The 21895-nt window shown below is 48.8% G+C and carries 6 protein-coding genes; all 6 read right to left on the minus strand.

Annotated features, from left to right (window positions below; all coding sequences use genetic code 11):
* Positions 1-108: 108 nt before the first annotated feature.
* Positions 109-12372 carry a DUF8696 domain-containing protein gene (locus JUB15_RS26735; RefSeq protein WP_207515731.1) on the minus strand — a complete coding sequence of 4088 codons (12264 nt, stop codon included), beginning with the start codon at positions 12370-12372 and terminating at the stop codon, positions 109-111.
* 434 nt (positions 12373-12806) lie between these two features.
* Positions 12807-14129 carry a DUF4302 domain-containing protein gene (locus tag JUB15_RS26740; protein WP_207515732.1) on the minus strand — a complete coding sequence of 441 codons (1323 nt, stop codon included), beginning with the start codon at positions 14127-14129 and terminating at the stop codon, positions 12807-12809.
* 46 nt (positions 14130-14175) lie between these two features.
* Positions 14176-15078 carry a zinc-binding metallopeptidase gene (locus JUB15_RS26745; protein WP_207515733.1) on the minus strand — a complete coding sequence of 301 codons (903 nt, stop codon included), beginning with the start codon at positions 15076-15078 and terminating at the stop codon, positions 14176-14178.
* A gap of 128 nt (positions 15079-15206) precedes the next feature.
* On the minus strand, positions 15207-16661 hold the full coding sequence (locus tag JUB15_RS26750) for a RagB/SusD family nutrient uptake outer membrane protein (RefSeq protein ID WP_207515734.1): 1455 nt from the start codon (positions 16659-16661) through the stop codon (positions 15207-15209).
* Positions 16662-16758: 97 nt separating this feature from the next.
* Positions 16759-20394, minus strand: coding sequence for a SusC/RagA family TonB-linked outer membrane protein (locus JUB15_RS26755; protein ID WP_242696532.1), 3636 nt, complete (start codon positions 20392-20394; stop codon positions 16759-16761).
* A 347-nt stretch (positions 20395-20741) separates the two neighbouring features.
* Positions 20742-21866, minus strand: coding sequence for a FecR family protein (locus JUB15_RS26760; RefSeq protein ID WP_207515736.1), 1125 nt, complete (start codon positions 21864-21866; stop codon positions 20742-20744).
* Positions 21867-21895: the final 29 nt, after the last annotated feature.

A 21895-nucleotide genomic window follows, 5' to 3' on the forward strand; every position in this document is an offset into this window, starting at 1 on the left:
AATACATTTTTAGTTAATGACCGCTCCTGCCACCGCGCCGCAGTGTATTGCATTTGCACAACTTGTCCCGACTTTAGCCGGGATTTGCTAATTTGCTAATTGCCTTTCCTATCTTATAAGATTGATTGCCCCCTTCTTATCCAGCACGGTCCCATCTGTCAATATCATCCGGCATACGTACATGTACACGCCGCTTGGCTGCAGTTTACCTTTGTGTGTTCCATCCCAGCCCCTGTTTTGGTCAGCGGATTCAAACAGTTTTTCACCCCACTGGTTAAACACCATCAGCTTCATTTCCCTGATCTTGTAACCATATACTTTTAACACATCATTCAGGCCATCGCCATTCGGTGTAAAGCTGTTCGGGATGAATACACCATCGGGTAATACCTGTTGCGAAACCGGGGCCGATACACTTTCCACGCAGGCGCTCACCGCTTTCACGATGATGGTTACGGTTTGTAATGGTTGCAGGCCGGCTACAGTGTGGGTCAAACCTGCAGCGCCTGCACTTGGCGTTGACCAGTTATTACCATTATCCAGTGAAACCTGGTAGCCGGTTGCACCCGGCACAACATTCCACTTGAACCGCACGAGGTTGCTCGCGAGGGAATCAACCGATACCACCGGCTGTAGAATGGCGCTTTGCACAGCCACTGATACTTTGGTCATTGCCGAGCTGCATCCGGTTGTTGACGTTTGCTGCACATAGTAATCTGTGCCGCTTGTTATATTGGTCAGTGTTAATGATGGTCCGCTACCCAGGGCGGCGCCACCGTTGGGCGATGCATACCAGGTGTAGGTAACTCCGGCAGCCGGGTTCTGCACCTGTAGCGTGGTATCGGCACCGGTACATACGGTTACAGAATTAACGGTGACGAGCGGTATGGGGTTTACGACGATCTCTTTGGTGGTATCACCCACACAACCGTCGGCGGTGATGGATTGTAATTTCTCCGTGTAGGTACCTGCCGTATTGTAGTTGAAACTAACCTGCTGGCCATTGGCCTTGCTGCCGTCATGGAACTCCCATTTCCACTGGTTCACGGCAATGCCATTCTGCGCAGTAGTTTCACCGGTGAACGCAGCTACATTATTTACACAACCTGCAAAATTGACGGCGAAGTCGGCTTTCGGCGCCGGCACCACCTGTACATAGATGAGGTCGCGGCCGGTATGATCACAACTTTCAATATCCGGGTGATCATACACGATCTCGATGGTATATACACCCGGATTGGCAAACCTGTAATCCTGGTTCAGCGGGAATACATAGTTCTTAACGCCGTTGATCATCAGGCTGTCGCCGGGCACCGGCGTATTCACCGTTACATCTGCATTGGGCGACAGGCCAGGCACGCGACTGAATCTCCACGTCAGCGTATTCGGAATGAACGGCAGGTAACCGGTAAACCGGAACGGTGTTCCTGCGCAGGTATATTCTGCTTTGTTTCCATTGTTCAATGTATTGGAAATGGTTCCGAGCCCTTGCAGGGTCTTCACCATGGCCCCCACGTTGTACCCATAACTTTCAACACTGCCTAACCCATATACCAGTCCCAAATAGGCAGAATCACTTTCAACGGAGCTTTGTCCTGCCCCGGCCGGCCATTTTTTGATGGCAACTGTATAACCGGGTTGCGAATGCGCATAACTATGTTTGTCAGCAGCAGGTATTGCACTCCAGGGCACGCCATCGATCTTGAGCGAGCTCATACCGGCATCCGGAACGATGAGCGTTAAATAATTCAACGTGATGGCGTCGCGGTTGTTTCTGTAAAAGCCGGAGAACCCATCGATCGCCTGTTCCAACGGACTTAAGATATTGCTTTCGGGATCACCCAGGCCGCTGGTATTGGGGCAACTGCCTGAGGAGGACATATACTGTACCATGGTAACCGGCTTATCAGCGGTAATAATATCTGCTGTATTACTTTCATATTGATAGTATCTGTTGTTGATCAGTTGCGTTGGCAGGAATGCTATATTGTTCCGTTTAACTACGGTCGTAGGGTCTTTCACGAGGATCCGGTAAATATTCGTCATCAGTGTACTGATATTGCCGCTGGTAGAGGTAGGTGCAGTTAAGTAAGTTTTACCCCAGGCTGAATACGGGAAGGTCTGTTGCAGGAAGAGGTCGCCCGATGAACCGGTCTCGTTGCAACCCAAACCGGTACGCGAACTTCCGGTGAACACCCCTATAGCATGACATTCGTTATTGGCATTTGGAATTGATTTTATGATGGAACCGGTGAGGTCGTAACCTTCACTACCCCCTTGCATGGCGCCCAGCACCTGGTATACTTCCCCGGCATTCAGCGTTATCTGGAACGGTACATTGGCAGGTCGCCCACCCAATGTAGGAACGGAAGGCGTGATCTCCACCACGGTGTTATTCTTATCGGCCAGCACCATAATGGTTGTATAAGCGCCGGTGCTGCTGTAATTCTGGCGGTTGTTCAGTGAATAGTATTCGTATCCCCATACGCCTACCGGGAACAACATGGTGGCGCCTGAGTTGGCGCTGGCGAAAATATGCGCATAGGTTGTAATGGGCACATCGCTTACGATGCTGATACCGCGGTTGTACAATCCTTCATCCAGCAGGCGGGCATCGTCCAAACCCGTTTTAGGCATGAAATCCGACGCTCTTGTCGTAAATGGCGGAATGGTATAGTTACGCACCCAGTTCGTTCCATTGATGCGGATCTGCACATTGGCCGGCTGATCGGTAGTGCTCATATAGATCACCATTTCCTGTGAATTACCACCAGGGTTAAAATCATAGCTTCGTTGATACCCTACCCAGAACCGTTTGCCGCGGTTCGAACTGTCTTTCTCAGGCAGCACCGGTGGTGCGTATGGATTTATCAGTCCGGTAAAGCGGTCCATATAATTCACCGGGTTTTGCGTGATCTTCCGCTTCAGCACATCCACGCGGCTGCTGAACCCTACTATCCAGGCGTTCGACACCGTTGTTTTTCCCAGGCCCAGCTGGTGCTGATCAGGTATCGATCCCTGCCATGGATCCAGGTAGAACAGTTCCATATTGTAGTCGTAATTGCCGCCACCCGGTATATCAACTTTTGTATAGAAGAACATGGAATCAGGCCGTGATTGCAACCCTGCGGGTACCACACCGGAGAAGCGGCGTGCTTCCAGGGAAGCGGGCGCGGTTGGTCCCCAGGTGATCTTCATCACCGTATCGGTGCCGTACATAAATGTTTGCTGCTGATTGGCTGCCGGTGTAGCCGGTATCGCGGTCAACACCGTTGGCAATGCAGTTGGGTAAAATTCCCAGGCGCCCAGGTCGGGCACACCTTCAGTAAGGGTTACGGGTCTTTGATTATCCTCGATATCCCGGTCATTACCTGGCAGCTGTACGCCACGGCCATGCATGGCCCACACATCGGGGTTGGTTAGATCGGGCCGCAGATCAAATTCGCTTACAAAAGCAGGCGCATGACTGATAGACCAGGTATCCCAGTATGAACCCGTTATCCAATCGGGCAGCGTGGCAAATGTTGCAGCAGGATTTGCCCTTTGCACCAGGGTTGTGCCGGTTGTATACAACATATTGTATTCGCTGGTGAGCGATTGACTCGTATTGTTTACAAACAAAGCCACACCGCCGCCTTTTGCCGAGAAGATGTTATTGCGCAACTGAATGCGGGTAGCGGTTGTATTCAACAGGTACATCGCATAGTTATTGGCTGCTGTGGCAGAAGTACTGTGAACGGTATTATTGAAGTATTCGGCCAGGCTGAAATTATTATGATATATTCCATACGAACCAGGACCGGATGTACTGATGGCCACCACATTATTTTTTACTGATACACCCGGTGAGGCGGAGAGATACAAGCCATACAGGGTACCCGCGTTATTGGTCACTGCCGTAATTATATTATTAAAGAGTTTACCCCGTGCGGTTGTCGACGTGTCGCAATTGAGGAGCGCCAAACCATACACAATGGTAGTAGCATCTTTAATAGTGATATGATTGCCGGTAACGGTATAAGCCGAATCGCAATCTGTTGCATAGATGCCATAGGCGGAGGCGTTCACGGGACCGTTTACATTCACCGTATTTTTATTAAGCTGCAGGCGTTTGATATTGGCCGTATAGATACCATACTGCCAGGCGCCGCTCACACTATTACTATCTATTACATGGTCGGGTGTAAGATTGGCGCCGCTTCCGGTGCCTGTAAAATGAATTCCTGTTGAACCGTTATTGATGGTATTACCTCTGATAACGATATTGGTTCCCTTTAACTGATGGGCATAGATGCCTGATAAACTATTGGATGCACTGGTAGCTACCGGCGCTGCAATGATACAGGTCACGATGCTGTCATAAGAAGCCGTATTCGCCAGTTCCACTACCCTGCCATTCGTTGCATTCGTGCCTGAGATGGTCAGGTTTTTGAAAATGAAATGACGGGCACTGTCGAGCTTCAGGGTATAATTAGCTGTAGCCGTTGCGTCGAAGGTCAGGTTCACCGAACTGGCTACGCCGTTGGCACTCTGGAATGTCACCGTGTTCACAGCTGATGTATTGGGGATATAGGGAATCCTGATCTGTTCGTTGTAAGTTCCGGCTGCCACATTGAATACGATCGGGCCGGTGATGCCACATAACAAGGCATCTACTGCAGCCTGGAAGGAAGTAAAATTAGTGGCTGACGGTGCAGCTGCCGGATCGATCGTATAGGTGCCGGCAAGCAAAATATTGCTCAGGGTCACCTGTACCGGTGGTGTATATACGGTACTGTTATTACAGGTTACCGCCGCACGGTACCAGGTGCTTAACCCGGCTTTTGTTTTGTATTCCGGGAAATATTGCACGGGGCTGATGTCTGTCCAGGTGGCGCCATCCGGTGATGACTGCCACTGGAAGGTAATTGCACCCAGGGGTGAATGACCATTTACGGTTAATTCGATTGGCATTTCAAGGCACAACCCGCTCGACGGTGTTACCAACGCAGCACCCGCCACCGGTGGTGTTTGACAAGGCAATGGTGCAAATTCATAGGCGCCGATATCAGGTGTAGTAGTGGAACGCACCACATCCAGGAGATCTGTTGCCATATTTACCGGCATACCCTTATTGTCCAATGCCGCTAACATCGGTTTATAATCGCCGGCACCCATATCTGTATACAGCGGATTCGCGCTGAGGGAATTGGCGTCATCGCCGGAAGCTGCTACCCAGTCGGCCAGCGTCGTGCGGCTGGCCGTATAAAAACCAACATGGGCATTGGTTCCGCTCACATACAGGTTGTTATTGTCAGATAACACTTCGCTGTTGGGGGCGTTCAGGTAAATGGCGTGTTTGGCGCCATTACCGCCACGGGTAATGGTAACGATATTATCCACGAACTGGATACCGGTGGCTGTCGTCGTTTGATAGAAGCCCACACTTACACCGGCAGCCGTGCTCGACGTATTGTCTATGGAAATCGTGTTATGATAGTACCAGACATTATTCGATCCGGTATTGTACAGGGCATAGACCGGCCCATTGCCATCGAGGTCATAGAACAGGTTATTGCTGACGGTATCTGCATTGGCAGCATCTTCTGCATTATGATACACCCCATAGAATGTAGCGGTATTGGCGCTAATGCCGCCAAAGAACTTCGTAAACCTGTTCTTCGAAATATGTAACCGGTTGCTCGGCGCTGCTGTTATATAAACGCCATATACGCTGGTAGCGGTATTGGTTCTGGCAGTACGGGTAAATGTGTTCCTGGTTATGGCAGTAAAATTGGTACCTGTTACATACAAGCCATAGTTATAAAAGTCCTGTACCGTATTGTTGGTGAAACTGTTATTATTGAGGAAACCGGCTGTTGTTGTATTACCTACGAGGGTAATTGCATAATAACCACCGGTAATGGTATTGCGGTCGAACAGGTTGCCATCACAGAGCGTGGTTCCTGTTGAAACCGCGCCGGTATGAGAAGCGTTTATGACAATGCCTGCATAGCTGTTACTGGTTGAAGTAATTGATGTATTGATGGTACACCTGCGGAAGGTGTTTGAATCGGCGTTATTGATCAGCTGCACCCCATAGCCGTAGGTGCCGCCTCCGGCTTCAATCACCAGGCTGTCGAATATAATATGGTCGGCGCCATTCAGTTTAACAACCGCCCGCTGACCGTTGGCCGTAGCATTAAAGGTAATGGTGTTGCCATTACCATTGAATGTAATGGTATTGATAGCCGATGTACCCGGTATGCTATCCAGGATCAATTGTTCTGTATAGGGTCCTGAACCGGGTTCAACGTTAAAGACGATCGCACCACCGATACCGCAACCCATGGCCGCTTTGGCATCGGCAAAGGACAGGAAATTACCACCTGGTTTTCCGGGCACATAAGAGCTTTGTCCATTCTTATTGATCGTATACGTGCCTGTTGGCAGTACGGGATCCACTACCAGCTGCACCGTGTCGGTATATACGGTATTTACGCCACAGGAGATCTGCACACGGAAGAAGCTGGTGGTATCAGCAATAATGGTTGTATCGGGTGTCAGCATGGGTGTACCCACGTTAACATAAGGGCCAGCCGACGATTTCGCCTGTTGCCACTGGAATGTTTGTCCCGACCCAAAGGCGCCAATATTCACATGCAGGTACACGGGATTGTACTGGCAAATGGTATCAGGAGTAATGGTTACAGTACCATTTACCAGCGGAACAGTACATGGCGATGGCGTAAATTCATAGGCGCCGATATCCGGTGTTGTGCCGCTGCGCGGCTGATCGTTTATATCATCGGTAATTCCAATACCGGTTCCTTTATTATCGATGCCGGCATTACCGGGTGTAAAATTGCCGGCAGCAGGATCAACAAAAGCAGGTGTAATGGCCAGCGAATTAGCATCCAGACCGGTAGCTGTTCTCCAATTGTTGATCTGCGCCTGGTTTGCATTAAAGAAGCCGAGGGCATTTGTACCGGCCGCTGCATTGATATAATAGTTGTTGTTGTCAGCGCCGGCGGGCAGGTTCGAAGCCAGGTAGATACAATGCTTTGTACCTGTACCGCCGCGCGTTATGGAAATATTGTTGTTATAGAAGAAGATACCACCGGCAGTCGTTGTTTGGTAAAAGCCTCTTGTGGCTGCAGTAGCCGTGGATGTGATATTATCCAAAGAAATGGTATTATGGAAATACCAGGCATAGCCCGATCCTGTATTCATTATTCCATACGCCAATCCGTTCCCATTCACCTCGTAGACCAGATTATTGCTCACAATATTCTCATTGTTCGTACCACCGGTAGAACCACTGGAATTATTGAAATTGATGCCGTAGAAAGCAGCTGTACTTGTGGGGGCGCCGCCAAAGGGATTGCTAATACGGTTCTTTGATACAATACAACCTGCATTTTTCTCTGTGGTGAAATAAATGCCATAGAAGTCAGTCACACTGGTACGGGTTGGCCGGCTGATCATATTCTTCTCTATGACCGTTGCATAACTGCCCGCCATATAAATGCCAATGGAATAAAAATCCTTTATAGTGTTCCTGATGATCCTGTTGTTGCCGTTGGCGCCGTTATTGAAACTGGCGGCCAGGGTAATGCCATAATAACCGCCGGTGATGGTGTTGCCGCTGAACTCATTGTAATCACTCAATACCACCCCGGTGGCTACAGGTCCTGCATCGGAACCATTTACAACGATACCGGCAAAGTTCTGGGTGGTAGAAGCTGTAGACAGTACGATGTTGCAGTTCCTGATCACATTGGAATCGGTGTTACTCATTAGTTGCACACCGTAACCATAGGTACCCAGACTGGCATTTATATTCAGGCTGTCGAAAATGATATAGCGTGTGCCTTTCAGTTTTATGACGGCACGTTCGTTCGTATTGGTAGCAGCAAAGCGAAGCACGGCACTGCCCACCCCTTTAAAGGTAACGGTGTTGGCCGCCGAGGCGCCTGGCACTGCCGTCATGATCAGCTGTTCATTGTAGGTGCCCGTACCCGTTTTTACATTAAATGTTACCGGTCCGTTGATGCCGCATTTGATATGGTTGTAGGCATCATTAAAAGAATTGAAATTGATACCACCGGTTGGCAGGGTATTATCAATCTCAAATACGCCGGATACCGGTGTGGGTGAAATTACTTTTACCGGTATTGAGCTCACTGAAGTGCTGCTCAATGCACAGGTAGTGACCAGGCGGTACCAATGGGTGCCTACCTGCGATACAGTATGTGAGATATTGGTTGCTCCAGGAACAGGTGTCCAGGCAAGGCTGTCGGCTGATTGCTCCCATTGGTAGCTGATGCCATTACCGGTACTGATGCCTGTTGCATTTATCGTAAATGGTTCTATACAAACCGTACTGGCCGATGCAGTAGCTGTGCCGGCATTGGGCGTGCCTGCACAATCGGGCCATTCGGCCACCAGGATATCATCCAGGCCAATATCGGTATTTCCAAAATCAGATGTTGCCTGGAAACGGATAATGGTGTTTGCTGAAGTTGCATTGAAGAAAAGCACTTTTTGTGTCCATGCATAGCGGCGCGAAATGGAATCCAGCCTGGTAAAGCTGATGCCGCCATTCTGTGACACCAGGATGGTAAGACTGTCGTCGCCATTCGTATTGATATAACTAAAAGACAATCGTTTATTGGGAGCGCCGGTGCTGGCATTGATATGCAGATCGAATATACCCTGATCGCCATCATCGGCATTGAAGCTGTGGAAGCGGGCAGAAAAAGAGCCCTGTGCGGCTACCGGCGTATAACCGCCATTGGTAGAGGTCCAGTCGGCGGATGCACCATCATCATGCCTGCGCCAGGAGGCATCACCGGTGGCCGGATTGTTGATCCAGAAATCGTTGGGTAGATCCCGGGTATCACAACCATTCACCCATGCATTCTCAAAACTTTCTGCATACGGCAATGACGCATATTGCGGCGCGCGCATAGCTACCAGCACAGGCACGGAACCGGCTGACTGGTTGCCGTTGGCACAGGTGACCATAATGCGGTACCAGGTGTTGGCTGTTTGCGAAGTATGCAGGGTTTCACTGGTTGCATTGGAAACATTTGTCCAGGTAACATTGTCCGGCGACGATTGCCACTGGTACGTCAGGCCGTTCTGCAAAGGCAGTCCGTTTACCGTGAGATCGAACGGTGAGCCCGGACATACCATCGTCTGACTCGATACGGTTGTGCCGGGCACTGGTAAACCTGCGCAATCTTCGAGATTATACATCGACAGGTTATCGATACCAATATCCGAACCGCCAAAATCGGCTGTGGACCTGAAGCGGATCACCGTCGTGGCAGCAGTAGCCGTAAACGTGAGCACCTTTCTGTCCCAGCTGTTGTTTACTTTATATCCGTTAAGGTAAGTAAAGGTCATTCCGCCGTCGGTCGACAGCAACACTTCCATACTATCGCTGCCGGATGTATTGATATAATCGAACCTCAACCGTTTGGTAGGCACACCGGTATTACAGTTCACATAGAAGTCAAGTGAACCCTGTGCGCCCGCAGGTGCATTAAAACTGTGGAACCGGGCGGAATGAGACCCATGCGTTGCCGGGGGCGTATAGGCGCCGGAATTGGGTCCCGCCCATGCTGCAGCCGCACCATCATCATACCGGCGCCAGGAATTATTGCCCCTGGCTGGTTTGTTTCGCCAGTAATTATTCGGAATATCGCGGGTATCGCAACCATTTATCCAGGGATCTTCAAAACTTTCCGTAAACGGCAGTGTTGCATACGAGACAGGCGTTGTATTCACCTGCAACGGAGCCGACACTACCGTTGTGCCACCGCAGGTAACGGCCACGCGATACCAGGTACTGCCTGTTTGGGAAGTGGCGTAAACGGCGTTTATGGCGCCGGTTATGTTTGTATAGCTCACATTGTCGGTCGATGATTGCCATTGGTAGGTCTGCCCTGCACCTGCGGTACCACCGGAGAGACTTAACGAAAAACCGGTGCCTGCGCAAACCGGGTTGGCTGTACTGGTTATGGTACCAGGCACGGGTGGCGTAGTACAGGCGGCCGATACAAATTCGATGGCGCCCATATCAGGCGTAGTGGCACTGCGGGTTACATTAAAGATATCACTGGTGATACCAACAGCAGCAGCCATATTATCTAGGAACACATTCGTTGGCCGGTAATTACCAATGCCCGCATTTGCAAATACCGGATCAATAGACACACTGCTCACATCAAAACCCGTTCCCTGCCAGCCGGCCATGGTTGACCAGGCGGTGTTGTAGTAGCCGATATTATTGGTACCGGCTGGTGCATTTATATACAGATCATTATTGGCAGAAGCCGTAACACCTGCATCACTGAAGAACACACAATACTTTGTACCGGAACCCCCACGGGTTATATAGATGAGGTTATTCTTAACATTCACTTCCGTACCATATGCATAACAGCCATAGGTGGTGCCTGCAGTTGCCGTTGCATCATCCAGTACAATGGTATTATGATATAAATTCCAGTTATTGTAACCGGGCACGTAAATTCCATATTCGGTTCCGGATCCATTATTTATGTTATAGATGAGGTTATTGACAGCCAGGTTAGGCTGCGCGGCTGACAGCCCCGAACCTCCTATGTAAATGCAATAGGCGGTTGAACCGCTGCCGGTAGCTCCATCGAAAAGGTTATGGATCCGGTTCTTTTCTATAATGGTCCTGGTAGTAGTGCTTGCATAAATGCCATAGGCAGTAGTTACTGTTGTGCGCGAAGGCCGCGACACATCATTGCCTGATATGAACAGACCCGTATTACCATAACCGTAAATAAAATAGCTGTACTGATCGCGCAGGATATTCTTTTCAATGATATTCCCGGTATTATATGGATTGGTGCTTCCGTAGGCAACAATACCATAGTAGCCGCCGGTGACGGTATTACCACTTATAAGATTCCCATTACCATTGTTACCGGAAACGGAGGTGCTTGTAGCGGAACCATTTATCATGATGCCGGCATAGTTGGTCGAAGTAGCCGATGTATTGGTAGTTACTGAACATCTTCGAATAATATTGCTGTCGGCCTTATTGGTGAGCAGTATGCCCCAGCCATAAGTACCGCCTGATACATCTACCTGCAAACTGTCGAAAATAATATGTTTGGCCCCATTGAGAAGAATGGCGGTGCGGTTATTGGCATCGGAGGTATTGTAGAGCAGCGTTGTGCCATTTCCATTGAAGGTGATGGTATTTACAGCTGAAGAACCTCCAATATAAGGAATGGTCACCTGCTCGGCATAGGGTCCGCTATTCGCTACCACATTAAACACAACCGGACCACTGATACCACACTTAATGAAATTTACCGCATCGTTAAAGGTTTGAAAATTAGTAGCGCCTGTTGCCTGTGCGCTGTTGATGGTGAAAACACCCTGCACCAACGGCGGCGATATTACCTGCACTGCTGTTGAAGTATCTGAGAGTCCGCCGCTGGCACAGGTGAGAATGGCCCGGTACCAGTGCGATGTGCTTTGGCTTGTTGTATGCGACGATAAAGTGGCGCCGGGAATATCGGCCCACGTAGTATTGTTGGTAGAGGATTGCCATTTATAAGAGATCCCGGAAGCAATGGTTTGACCACTTATACTTACAGTAAAGTTTTGCCCCAGGCATACATTCGTCAGGCTGCTGCCCGCCGTACCTGCATTGGGTTTGCCGGTACAGGAAGTAGCGGGCGTCCACGAGAAAACAATATCGGGCCGCGATGTCTGGTTACCTTCATCATCCGTTTCGGCGGTGCCACAAAGGGTACCCAGGTTATCGGCAATGACGGTATGCGAACCGTTAAAGGCTAAACCGGTGGTCCATGCAATGGTAGGGTTCGAAGTAAACCAGACACCCGTACCATTCCCGGGGTCGCCATTACAGATCTCGATTAAAATATTATCACTACCATTCCAGAAAAACGGCGTTGGGAATGTGAACACATTGAAACCAGTTACTGCCTGGTAATTTACCGGCGATGTTTCAACCGGTGTTGCCGTAAAATCGTCCCAGCTATCGGTTGATAAGGTAGCTACGGTAGTACCACCTATTTTGATTATCATGTTTTCGGTTATACCTGCGTTGTTCAGGTTGAGCACATTGAACCTGATAGACTGGATCGTTCCGGGTCCCATACCTGCGGCCGACAATTCAGAAGCCAGGTAAAGGTATTGCGAGCGCGCGCCTTCAAACCAGTCCTGGATGGGACATGGATAACCATCGTTTGCATTACCCGTGGTGCCGTTGCCAATGGTGATATCCATCTGAGCTTTAGGCTGCAACGTTATAAAAAGCAGTAATAACAAACAGCCTATTTGTTTTATGAACCAGTATGTGTAGCCGTTTCTCATGGAGCAGTATTTTGTATTTATATAAATCTTGGTTAACGCGGAACGCTAAACGCCAAACGCAAGTCGCAAATCGCAAAACGAAAAACGCTAAACGCTAAACGCGGCACCTGCCTGCCGGCAGGCAGGTGCGGAACGGTCAAGACAAAAAGGGTTACCCACCTGCCAACAGGCAGGTGCATAAGCGCCATAGTTAGCGCTCAAAGCCCTTCTTTACAGTGAACTATTGTCGACTTGTCCGCCGAAGCCCTGGCACAGGCGTACTACCCATTGCCAATTGCCGATTGTCGATCGCCTATTGCCTCCGCGCTGAGGTGCATTTCATTATCACATTATCACATTAGCTAATTAGCTAATTATCGTATTGCCTTCGTTTTCACAGGGCCGAATCGCGGCTGATTTTAAATAGGACATACAATCAATTTATGCCCTGAGCCTCAGTTTTGCCAGCTGATCCAGGCTCTGGCATCCTTAGCACTCACCATGTCATAACTATTCTCACCGGTTTGAACGAACCAGTATCCACTTGTGCTGTAAAATTGTTCTTTCGTTTTAAAAGCGGGGCCAGTAGTCGGGTACGGCCCAACGGTAAGATCGCCATTGTAACTGAAGATGACCTTGCCGTCTGACTGAAAACTCACCTTTGGCGAAGTACCGTACGTATAATCCAGGTCATCGATAGCCGGTACGTAATAAAACGGGACCAGTGCATCGAATGCAGCACCTGTGGCGGGTTGAATGCCCGGCCAGTATGTTAAGTAGTAGTACTGCGAACTGTCTGTCTGCAGGGATTTCACATTAAAAGCATCATCTACACCGTCTACATGAAAGCCATCGCGCGAAAACCAGTAGCGCTGTGCGCCGGCGCCCCATTGCCACCAGCGCCTGCCAGCCTGTATATCGGGATTAACAGGCCTGATGGCGCCTCCGATAGCAGCATCTGTATTATTTACTTTTACCTGTAAAGTATTCGTTGAGGCATTAAAGCCGGTGATGGCAAATCCGCTCAGGGTTGTACCACCATTAACTACAGGGTCGCTGAAGTGAACACCTGCAGGAGAAAAATAATAAGAAGTAGCGGCGCTATGCGTCGTTCCTGAAGCATCTTTCCAGGCAATGACCGCGAACTTAAGCACTGTATGAAGCCGGATCTCATACTCAGTACCGTTATACCGGAGGCGTTTAAAATAGTTCAATATCTTGTTCAGGTCCGATAGCCTTGTCATTTGGTTACGTACCTGTTTATTTTCCCAGGCAGCCCGGTCCTGCGGCGATGCTTTACGCAAGACAGCAGCACTGCCATTAAAGCGGCCCGTGAGCCGGATGCTGTCTGCCGTGCAGGTGTCAATTGAAAATTCAAAATCAGATAACATGCCACCGCCAAAATAACCACCGTTCACCCGGGCATCGGGATCAGCGATCATGTGGATGTAGGAATAAGTATCGAATAACAGGCAGGGCTGTTGCAGCGATTTCAACCGGTAGCTGCTTTCCTTTAACACACCGGCCGTGGTAGAATCAAAATCGCAGTACATAAACACCCGGTTGCTTTCATTGAACCGGAGATAAAAGCTGTATGTGTTGCCCAGTTTGGTGACCAGCGTGCCCGTCCAACCATCGGCAGCGCCGGTGATCACAGCCTGGTAATCTGCCAGCTGTTCATTGATGCGGTCGTCTGCGTCTTTGTCGAAAGCGGCTTTTTCTTTGCTACAGGCAATGATTGTAGCCGATAGCAATAAGGTGTATAATATCTTTTCCATAATCATGTCGTGAATGGTGAATATGAGAGTTACCGGTTTCTGCCGACTATTTAATCAAACTATCCACTGCACCGCGTACCCGCTTCTGCAAAGAATAAAAGTCAATCCCCCATACGTCCTTGAAATATGCCACTACCATCGCTTCCTTCTTACGGAGCTTGGCCCTGGCGTCTGCCTGGCTGATCCCGTTCTGGCTGGTACCGGCCGGAATGGAGTTAACGATCTTATCAAAGCCCCCACGCCCTTCTATGAGCATCATAGAGATCATTTCTACAAAATCTTCGTCGGGCGCACTCATGGCATAAGCGGTAACAAATCCATCCCGCCGGGCAGCGTTGTCAGACACATTGTTCCAGTTGGCTGTATAAAAGCCGGGTGTGATCCGCTTAAAATCCTCGGTGTACAGCACATTCTGATGAAGGATATGACCAAACTCGTGTTCTATAGTGTGAAACATTTGCTTTACATTAGCTGAATCGGCAGGCACATAACCCGGCATACCTTTCGTCCTGAAATCGTTCAACACGTACAGCACGATCTTGCGACCACCCTCTGCCGTGCCCAGCGTTATGGTGCCATCGGTATTCCAGCTGGCGCTGCCACACAACACAAAGAACTTCGGACAATAGGTTTTCACGAACACTTCCCCTGCTTCGGCGATATAGGTGTCTATCCACACTTTCTTTACTGCTTCCATCACCGGGATGATCTTTTCCTCCCGCGGTGGGATCAGGTTCTTGTTCAACTCCAGCTCAAACTGATCCCATTTATACTTCACTGATATGTTAAAGGGTTTGGTTAAATAGTCGTAGATCCAGTTATCGATGGGACCTTTTACCCAGGTATCACCACCTAACCCGGGAATATCATCCACACTGCCCAGGTTCTCACTCTTTTTGCACCCGAGCACCAAAAGAGAAATAAACAGATATATGGTTACTTTTTTCATTCAGAATTCAGTTTATAATTTATGGCTGCATAATCTTTTCTGTCCACTGCCTTCAGGCTTCCATGCTGAGGTGTATTTCATTATCACATTATCACATTAGCTAATTAGCTAATTAGCTAATTATCACATTACCTCGGGTTCTGCTCAATACCGGCCAGTTTCGCTACATCCGGGATCTGGAACACCCGCATCGGATCATCAGCCCGAAGTGTAAGCGTTTTTCCTTCAACGGTAGGATGTACCACCGGTACTTTATAGCGCAACAGATCGAACCAGCGCATCCCTTCCTGTACAAACTCCGCGCGCTTAAAGTCCATCACGGCTGCCAGCGAAGCCTGTTGCACATTATTGGTGCGGTAAAATGACCGCAGCCGGCCGGCCGTGATCGTATGTTCCGATGCATTGTAGTTGTAGATGCGGGTGCTCGCATAATCGTTCAGGTCTTTTATTACATCATTGATATTGTTCAGCAGTACATTGGCTTCAGCCCGGTTGAACAACACTTCTTCCGTGGTGAACAGGGGCACCATCACATAGGGCAAACCGATCTCGGCATTGACCGACTCCCGCACAAAATATTCGTTCACCTTGGGCAAAAAGTAATTGTTGGTGCCTATAGTATACAATTGGTAGCGAAAGACGCCGCTGCCACCGGTTACGTTAGGCGCCAGTAGTATTTCATTTGATTTTGTTGCATCCAGTCCGTAACGAATGCCAATGTAATTGCGTCCCCAGAGCGACCGCGTTTCTGCCAGCAGCAGGTTGGCCGCTTCCGTAGCCTTGGCATAACGCGCCCAGAGCTCGTTATAGGTCAGCACGCGGTACTCGCTATTCCAGGGCCGCAGCAGGGCCGCTACATTGTTATTGGGAAAGATCTTTGCCGCATGCTCCAGCACTTTGGTGTATTGCCGCTTGAACAAATAGAAACGGGTGGCAAATGCATGGGCCGCCGCCTTGTTAAAATGATAGCGCGGAACATTGTAATGTTTGTCATCGATCAAAGGCAGTCCTTCTGTAAGGTCTTTTTCAATCATCTCATACACGTACTGCACGGTCTTTCTTTCATATTGTTCAAAGACCACTTTCTCGGGTTTAAGTACATAAGGAATACCAGGGTCGGCGCCAGCCGTAACAGGATCATATACTTTAGAGAAAAAGGTCACCAGCATGAAATGTGCATAAGCCCGGCAAAGCAAGGCTTCGCCTTTCTGCGCCTGGTAATTTTCCGGGTCTTTTGCATTCATACAAACTTCCAGGGCCTGGTTGGCTGCGGCAATGGCCGCATAACACGCATTCCAGTAAAACTCTGGTGAATCTTCTTCATTATTAGCAACGTCCCGGAAATTAAAAGGATCTATATTCGTGCGCTCCAGATCGCCAATGCCTTTATCGGCCACATTATCTGAAATGGATTCAGCGAATGCCATGTAGTTGGCCTGCGGGTAAGCAGTACCCAGTAATTGAGCTACTTTCTCCGGCGAGTTCAATACCGCCCGGTTATCCGGTGGCTGCTCCAGGAATTTTTTACAACTGGCAACTCCCAACAGTAGGATGACTGATGAGTATAGTAATGTCTTTTCCATGATTCAATCTGTTACAAGTTTCAGGTTTCAGGTTACAGGGGTTATGGTTATTGCTTTTCCTTGCAGCTTGTAACCTGTAACCTGAAACCTCTGTCATTTAAATACCAACTTTCACCGACAGCGTCACCTGCTTTTGAATTGGCTGCGCTACCCCACCCGAATTAAAGAACTCGGGGTCTTGTCCTTTCAACTTATCGTCGGCATAGATCAACCAGGGATTGGTAGCGGCCGCGGTGAGCTCCAGGTTGTTCATTCCTGCTTTTTTCACCCAGGCCGGTTGCACCTGCCAGGTAAGCGATACGGTTTTCAGCCGAATGAAATCACCTTTGGCCACCCGCTGGGTTGAATAGTTATAATTGTTATAAGGATAAGCGCCGCCTAATTGCGCCACCGTAAATGCATCGAGAATAGATGGCACATCGGTATATTTCTCATCACCGGGCGTTATCCAGCGATCGGTAAATTCTTTGGGCATGGCATCCATATCGGAATACCGGGTTTGAAAAGCGGGATACAACCTAATCCTGTTACCCGCCTGGTAGGTCACAAATACATTCAGTGAAAATGCCTTGTAATGAAAAGTGTTTGAAAAGCCACCGGTAATGGCAGGATCTACCGGTCCTTCATGTACGAGGTATTCGATGTTATCATCCTGCAGGTACACATCAGAACTGATCTTGCCGGTCTGGTCGGTGAACGTAGGTTTGCCGGTTCTATGATCCAGTCCTGTATAGTTCAACGAGAACAAACTTCTTACAGGATAGCCCTGGCGGTTGCCGCCTTCCGGCAGCACGAGGTCAAAGATAAGCGGGTTGTTCTGTGCATTGGTGATCTTCGTCCTGTTATAGCCGAACGTGCAGTTGGCACGCCAGCCCCAGTCCTTGCGTTTGACCACATTTCCGCCTATCAACAGTTCCAGTCCTTTCGACTCCATGTCGGCGTAATTGGCGGCTTTAGGCGTTTCTCCGCCAATGCCTGATGTTTTAATCCGGCTGATAAGGTCAAAGCTCCTGCGCTGGTACACATCGAGGCTCATGGTGAGCCGGCGTTTGAAGAAGCCGGCATCCAGTCCCAGGTTCGTTGTATATAATTTCTCCCAGGTAAGGTCGGCATTCTCGAGGTTAGCCAGTTGTATGACCGACTCTACTTCCGTAAGATAAGGCCGGCGGGTATTGATATTCTTTAATACAATGCTCGAATTGGTAGCAGGTCCCATGCTCGCCGTTAATCCATAACTGGCGCGCAGGGTAAGGTAATCGGCCCATGAAACATCTTCCATAAATGCTTCCTGTTCTACATTCCAGGAACCGGCTACACTCCAGGTAGGCAGCCAGCGCGCTTTTTTCGATTGTCCCAACCTGTTTGAACCATCATAGCGAATGGTACTGGTAAAATTATATTTCAGGTCATAGGAATAGTTACCGGATGCATAGAACGCCACAAAGCGATCGTAATCGCGGCTCATGCCATAATACGGAAAATTATTTTCTATGTTCTGTTTCAGGATGCGGAAATCGGTAAAGGCAGTTCCGCCATTTTCATATTGATACCCATAACCGGTATTGGAAAAGTTCTGGCGGTCGGCATATTTCACCTGTTGCCCGGCCAGGATATTGAGGGTATGATTGCCTTTAAAGACCTTTGAATACGTTAAACTGTTCCGGAAATCGTAGTTCAACAACATATCCTCCGTACGGTTATAAAAACCACCGTACGGCAACACCACTTCAGGCTGCGCCTCGGGATCATCCGGATTGCGATACAGGAATTTGTTGTTACGACGGATGGTTGATGTACCGGCCGCCCGATAGGCTTCCGCCATATTCGCCCGTTCGGTGATCATGTGCTCGCGGGAAGATTTTACATAGCGAAAAGCGCCCACGAATTCGTACTTCAGGTTATCCAATATTTTATACGCTACATCTCCCTGCAGGCGCAGGTCGATCAGGTTCAGGTCGAGGTAATTGTTCTCCAGCTCACTGATGATATTGAAGGGCGCAAAATTCATCCGGAAATACTCGCGATTGCCCGCTTCATCATACGGTGTTATCGTTCGGCTGGTATTCAAGGCATAACTGAACGGGTTGATATCAAAATCACGATCGAACTTACCTTCCACCGGGTTGCTGTTCCTCGCCAGGGCGCCAGGCGCCCGCTGCTGGCGCACAGAACCCACTGTAGCAAATCCGGCCGACAGTCGGTCGTTGAATTTATAATTATTGCGATAGTTAAGTGTATAACGATTCACGCGGTCGGCGATCGTCCAGCCATTGTCACCATAAAAACTGGTTGAAAAATAAGATTGTGATCTATCTGTTCCAGAAGAAATACTGACCGAATGTTCCTGTACAAAATTATTCCGGAACAACACATCGAACCAGTCGGTATTGGCCATGGCATAACGCGTAAGAAAAGACTTGCGCGCTTCAACGGTATTCTCCAAAGGAAAATTTCCGTTGACACCATTCATCAGGTCATACATTTTTCCATACACGCCGTTATCGGCTCGGTCGAGTATATTGGGACTTAAGATCCCTTTCCGTTCCAGCTCCGCCAGCACCGACATTTGTTCGGCCGAGTTCATAATGTTGAAGTTGTTGTAAACCGGCTTTAACTGGGTGCTGTAATTGCCATTGTAATTCACTGCCACACGGCCTGCTTTTCCTCTTTTGGTGGTGATCACTACTACCCCATTCATGGCCCGGGCGCCATACAAAGCGGTTGCCGAAGCGTCTTTTAAAATATCGAAGCTTTCAATGTCATTGGCATTTAAACCAGCCACAGCTGATCCCAACAGGGTTGTAGGATCACCGCTCGACAACTGGTCATTGGAAATGTTTACGATGTCTTCGAGCACTACGCCATCAACCACCCACAGCGGCTTGTTATCACCGTTGATAGAAGTGGCCCCGCGTACCCTTATTTTGGGAGCAGTGCCAAATGTGCCTGATACGTTTTGAATGGAAACCCCGGCAGCGCGGCCTTCCAGCATCCTGCTCACATCTGCAACGCCCTGCAATTTGATCTCGTCTGCTTTTAACCGTGCAGCAGCGCCGGCAAATTTGTTCTTATCGATGTTTTGAAAACCGGTAACGATCACTTCAGAAAGCACGCGTTCTTCTTCATTGGTAAGCTCTACGCTTAAAAAAGACTGGCCTTTATATAAAACCACGCGCGGCGCTTTTCCAACGTACGAAAACCGGATGCTGTCACCCGGTTGTGCATGGAGAGTAAATTCGCCCCTGCCGTTGGTGAATACGCCTTTGTGATCACCCAGGTTCTCTACCGATACCTGTCCAAGCGGTGCATCCTCCTCTTTGCCGGTAACTTTTCCTTTTAATTTATGCGATGGTATGGAATCTATGCTGGCGCGAATGGAGGGGTTCACTACACTGGCTTTGCTTTCTTTCTTTTTATCAACAGATTTCATGATGATGATAAAATTCTCTGTGATCTTGTAACCCAGGGGGCGTCCACGCAACAAACTGCGCATCACTTCATCGAGGCCGGTTTCAACAAAATTCACACTGATCTTTTCCTTATCATTAAAGAGGTCATTGCTGTAAAAAACCACGAAGCCGGTCTGGCGGCGGATCTCATTGAACACTTCGCCCAGGGCAGTGCGCTTTGATCGAAACGTTATTTTAAATTCCTGCGCAGGACCGGCGAGTACGGAAAGGGGTAATGTTGAAAGAATAACCACAACAGCAATGGATATCCAAAACAATCTCATTACCCGGATATTGTGGGGACAACGTCCGGAGGGTAATCTCATAATACAATTAGTTTTTGTATAACGGTTATACTATTTAGACAAGCATTCGTTTCAAACGGGTGACAACTATTATCTAATTTTTATTTTTTTCATTCATCAACGCGTATTCAACGATTTCATAACTGTGCAGACCATGTTCTGCAAAACACATTAGCAGATAAAAGAAGCAATAGCTTACGGTGACAGGCAACCGGCTGGTGGGGAAACATTAAAAAGAGTTACAGGTTACAGAGCCCGATTGCAATGTCTTTCCCTGCAACTTGCAATCTGGAACTTGCAGCTGCTTTTGTGTAATGTGTTATTTGTTATTTCCGGAAGATTGCTACTTTCCCATCCGCTATTTCATAACGAATGTCGCCGGAAGAGGCGAGCATATTGAAGAAAGTGTTGACGGGTTTGTTGCGGTCCATGGCGCCGGAGAAGTGAAGGCCAGCCAGCGATGGATCTTTTAATTGAACATCTATATCAAACCATCTTTCCGCCACAACGGCAATATGTTGCAGGGGTTCATTGCTGAAGTAATACATACCCTGCATCCATCCTAAAACAGTGGCCTCATCAAAGGAGGCTTTCTGTAGCTCACCATTGCGGTCAGCCACTACTACCGCTTCACCGGGTGATAAAATAATCCGGTCGCCGGAAGCATTCTCTACTGATATGGATCCATTCAGCAGCGAAATGTAGGTATGTTCTTTATTGTAAGACCTGATATTGAATGCTGTTCCCAACGCCTTTACGGTTAGCCCATTCACCAGTACGGTAAAGGGCTGACTGGCATTGTGCGCCACTTTAAAATAGGCCTCGCCTTTCAGATCCACCAGTCGTTCCCGCCGGGTGAACAATAGCGGCAACCGCAATTCCGAAACAGCATTCAACCAAACCCTGCTGCCATCGGCCAATTGAAAAGCGTAACTTTTGCCGGCAGGCACCATCAAAGTATTCCAGGCGCCGGGATCAACATTGGCGTTCCGCGCCCGTTGCATCCAGCCGCCCAGTGAATCCTGTGCAGACGTATGCACGATATTACCATTCGCGAGTTTTATTTGAATGCTTTTGCCGGCCACTGACTGTGACCTGTTCACATTTGCTATGAAAAATACAGACACTATGATAATGCCTATGATTGCGGCAGCCACGCTGTAGCGCAACCAAACCGGTTGGGTGCGGCGTACCGGAATAGCCACTGTATCGGTAACAGGTTCGGCTACAGGTTCGGGAATATTCACCCTTTTTTGTATAGCCTGCCAGGCATTGTCTACATTAAATTTATCGAAGCTTACCGCCTTGCGCATAGCATACACCTGCTGCATTTGCTGCCATAATTGTTCAACCTCCTGGTGCCGGGCGATCAGGGCCGAAAGCCGTTGATCATCCTCCTCACCAATCTGGCCCGTCAGTTTATCTATTATGAGTTGCTCGACATCATTCATATCAATATAATTGTTCATGGCAAGTATAA

The sequence above is a fragment of the Longitalea luteola genome (assembly GCF_017356035.1).
Taxonomy (GTDB): Bacteria; Bacteroidota; Bacteroidia; order Chitinophagales; family Chitinophagaceae; genus Niastella; species Niastella luteola.

What these genes read in the sequence shown, in the direction of transcription:
- JUB15_RS26735 (WP_207515731.1), bottom strand. Translation starts at nt 12,372, where the DNA reads ATGAGAAACGGCTACACATACTGGTTCATAAAACAAATAGGCTGTTTG.
- JUB15_RS26740 (WP_207515732.1), bottom strand. Translation starts at nt 14,129, where the DNA reads ATGGAAAAGATATTATACACCTTATTGCTATCGGCTACAATCATTGCC.
- JUB15_RS26745 (WP_207515733.1), bottom strand. Translation starts at nt 15,078, where the DNA reads ATGAAAAAAGTAACCATATATCTGTTTATTTCTCTTTTGGTGCTCGGG.
- JUB15_RS26750 (WP_207515734.1), bottom strand. Translation starts at nt 16,661, where the DNA reads ATGGAAAAGACATTACTATACTCATCAGTCATCCTACTGTTGGGAGTT.
- JUB15_RS26755 (WP_242696532.1), bottom strand. Translation starts at nt 20,394, where the DNA reads ATGAGATTGTTTTGGATATCCATTGCTGTTGTGGTTATTCTTTCAACA.
- JUB15_RS26760 (WP_207515736.1), bottom strand. Translation starts at nt 21,866, where the DNA reads ATGAATGATGTCGAGCAACTCATAATAGATAAACTGACGGGCCAGATT.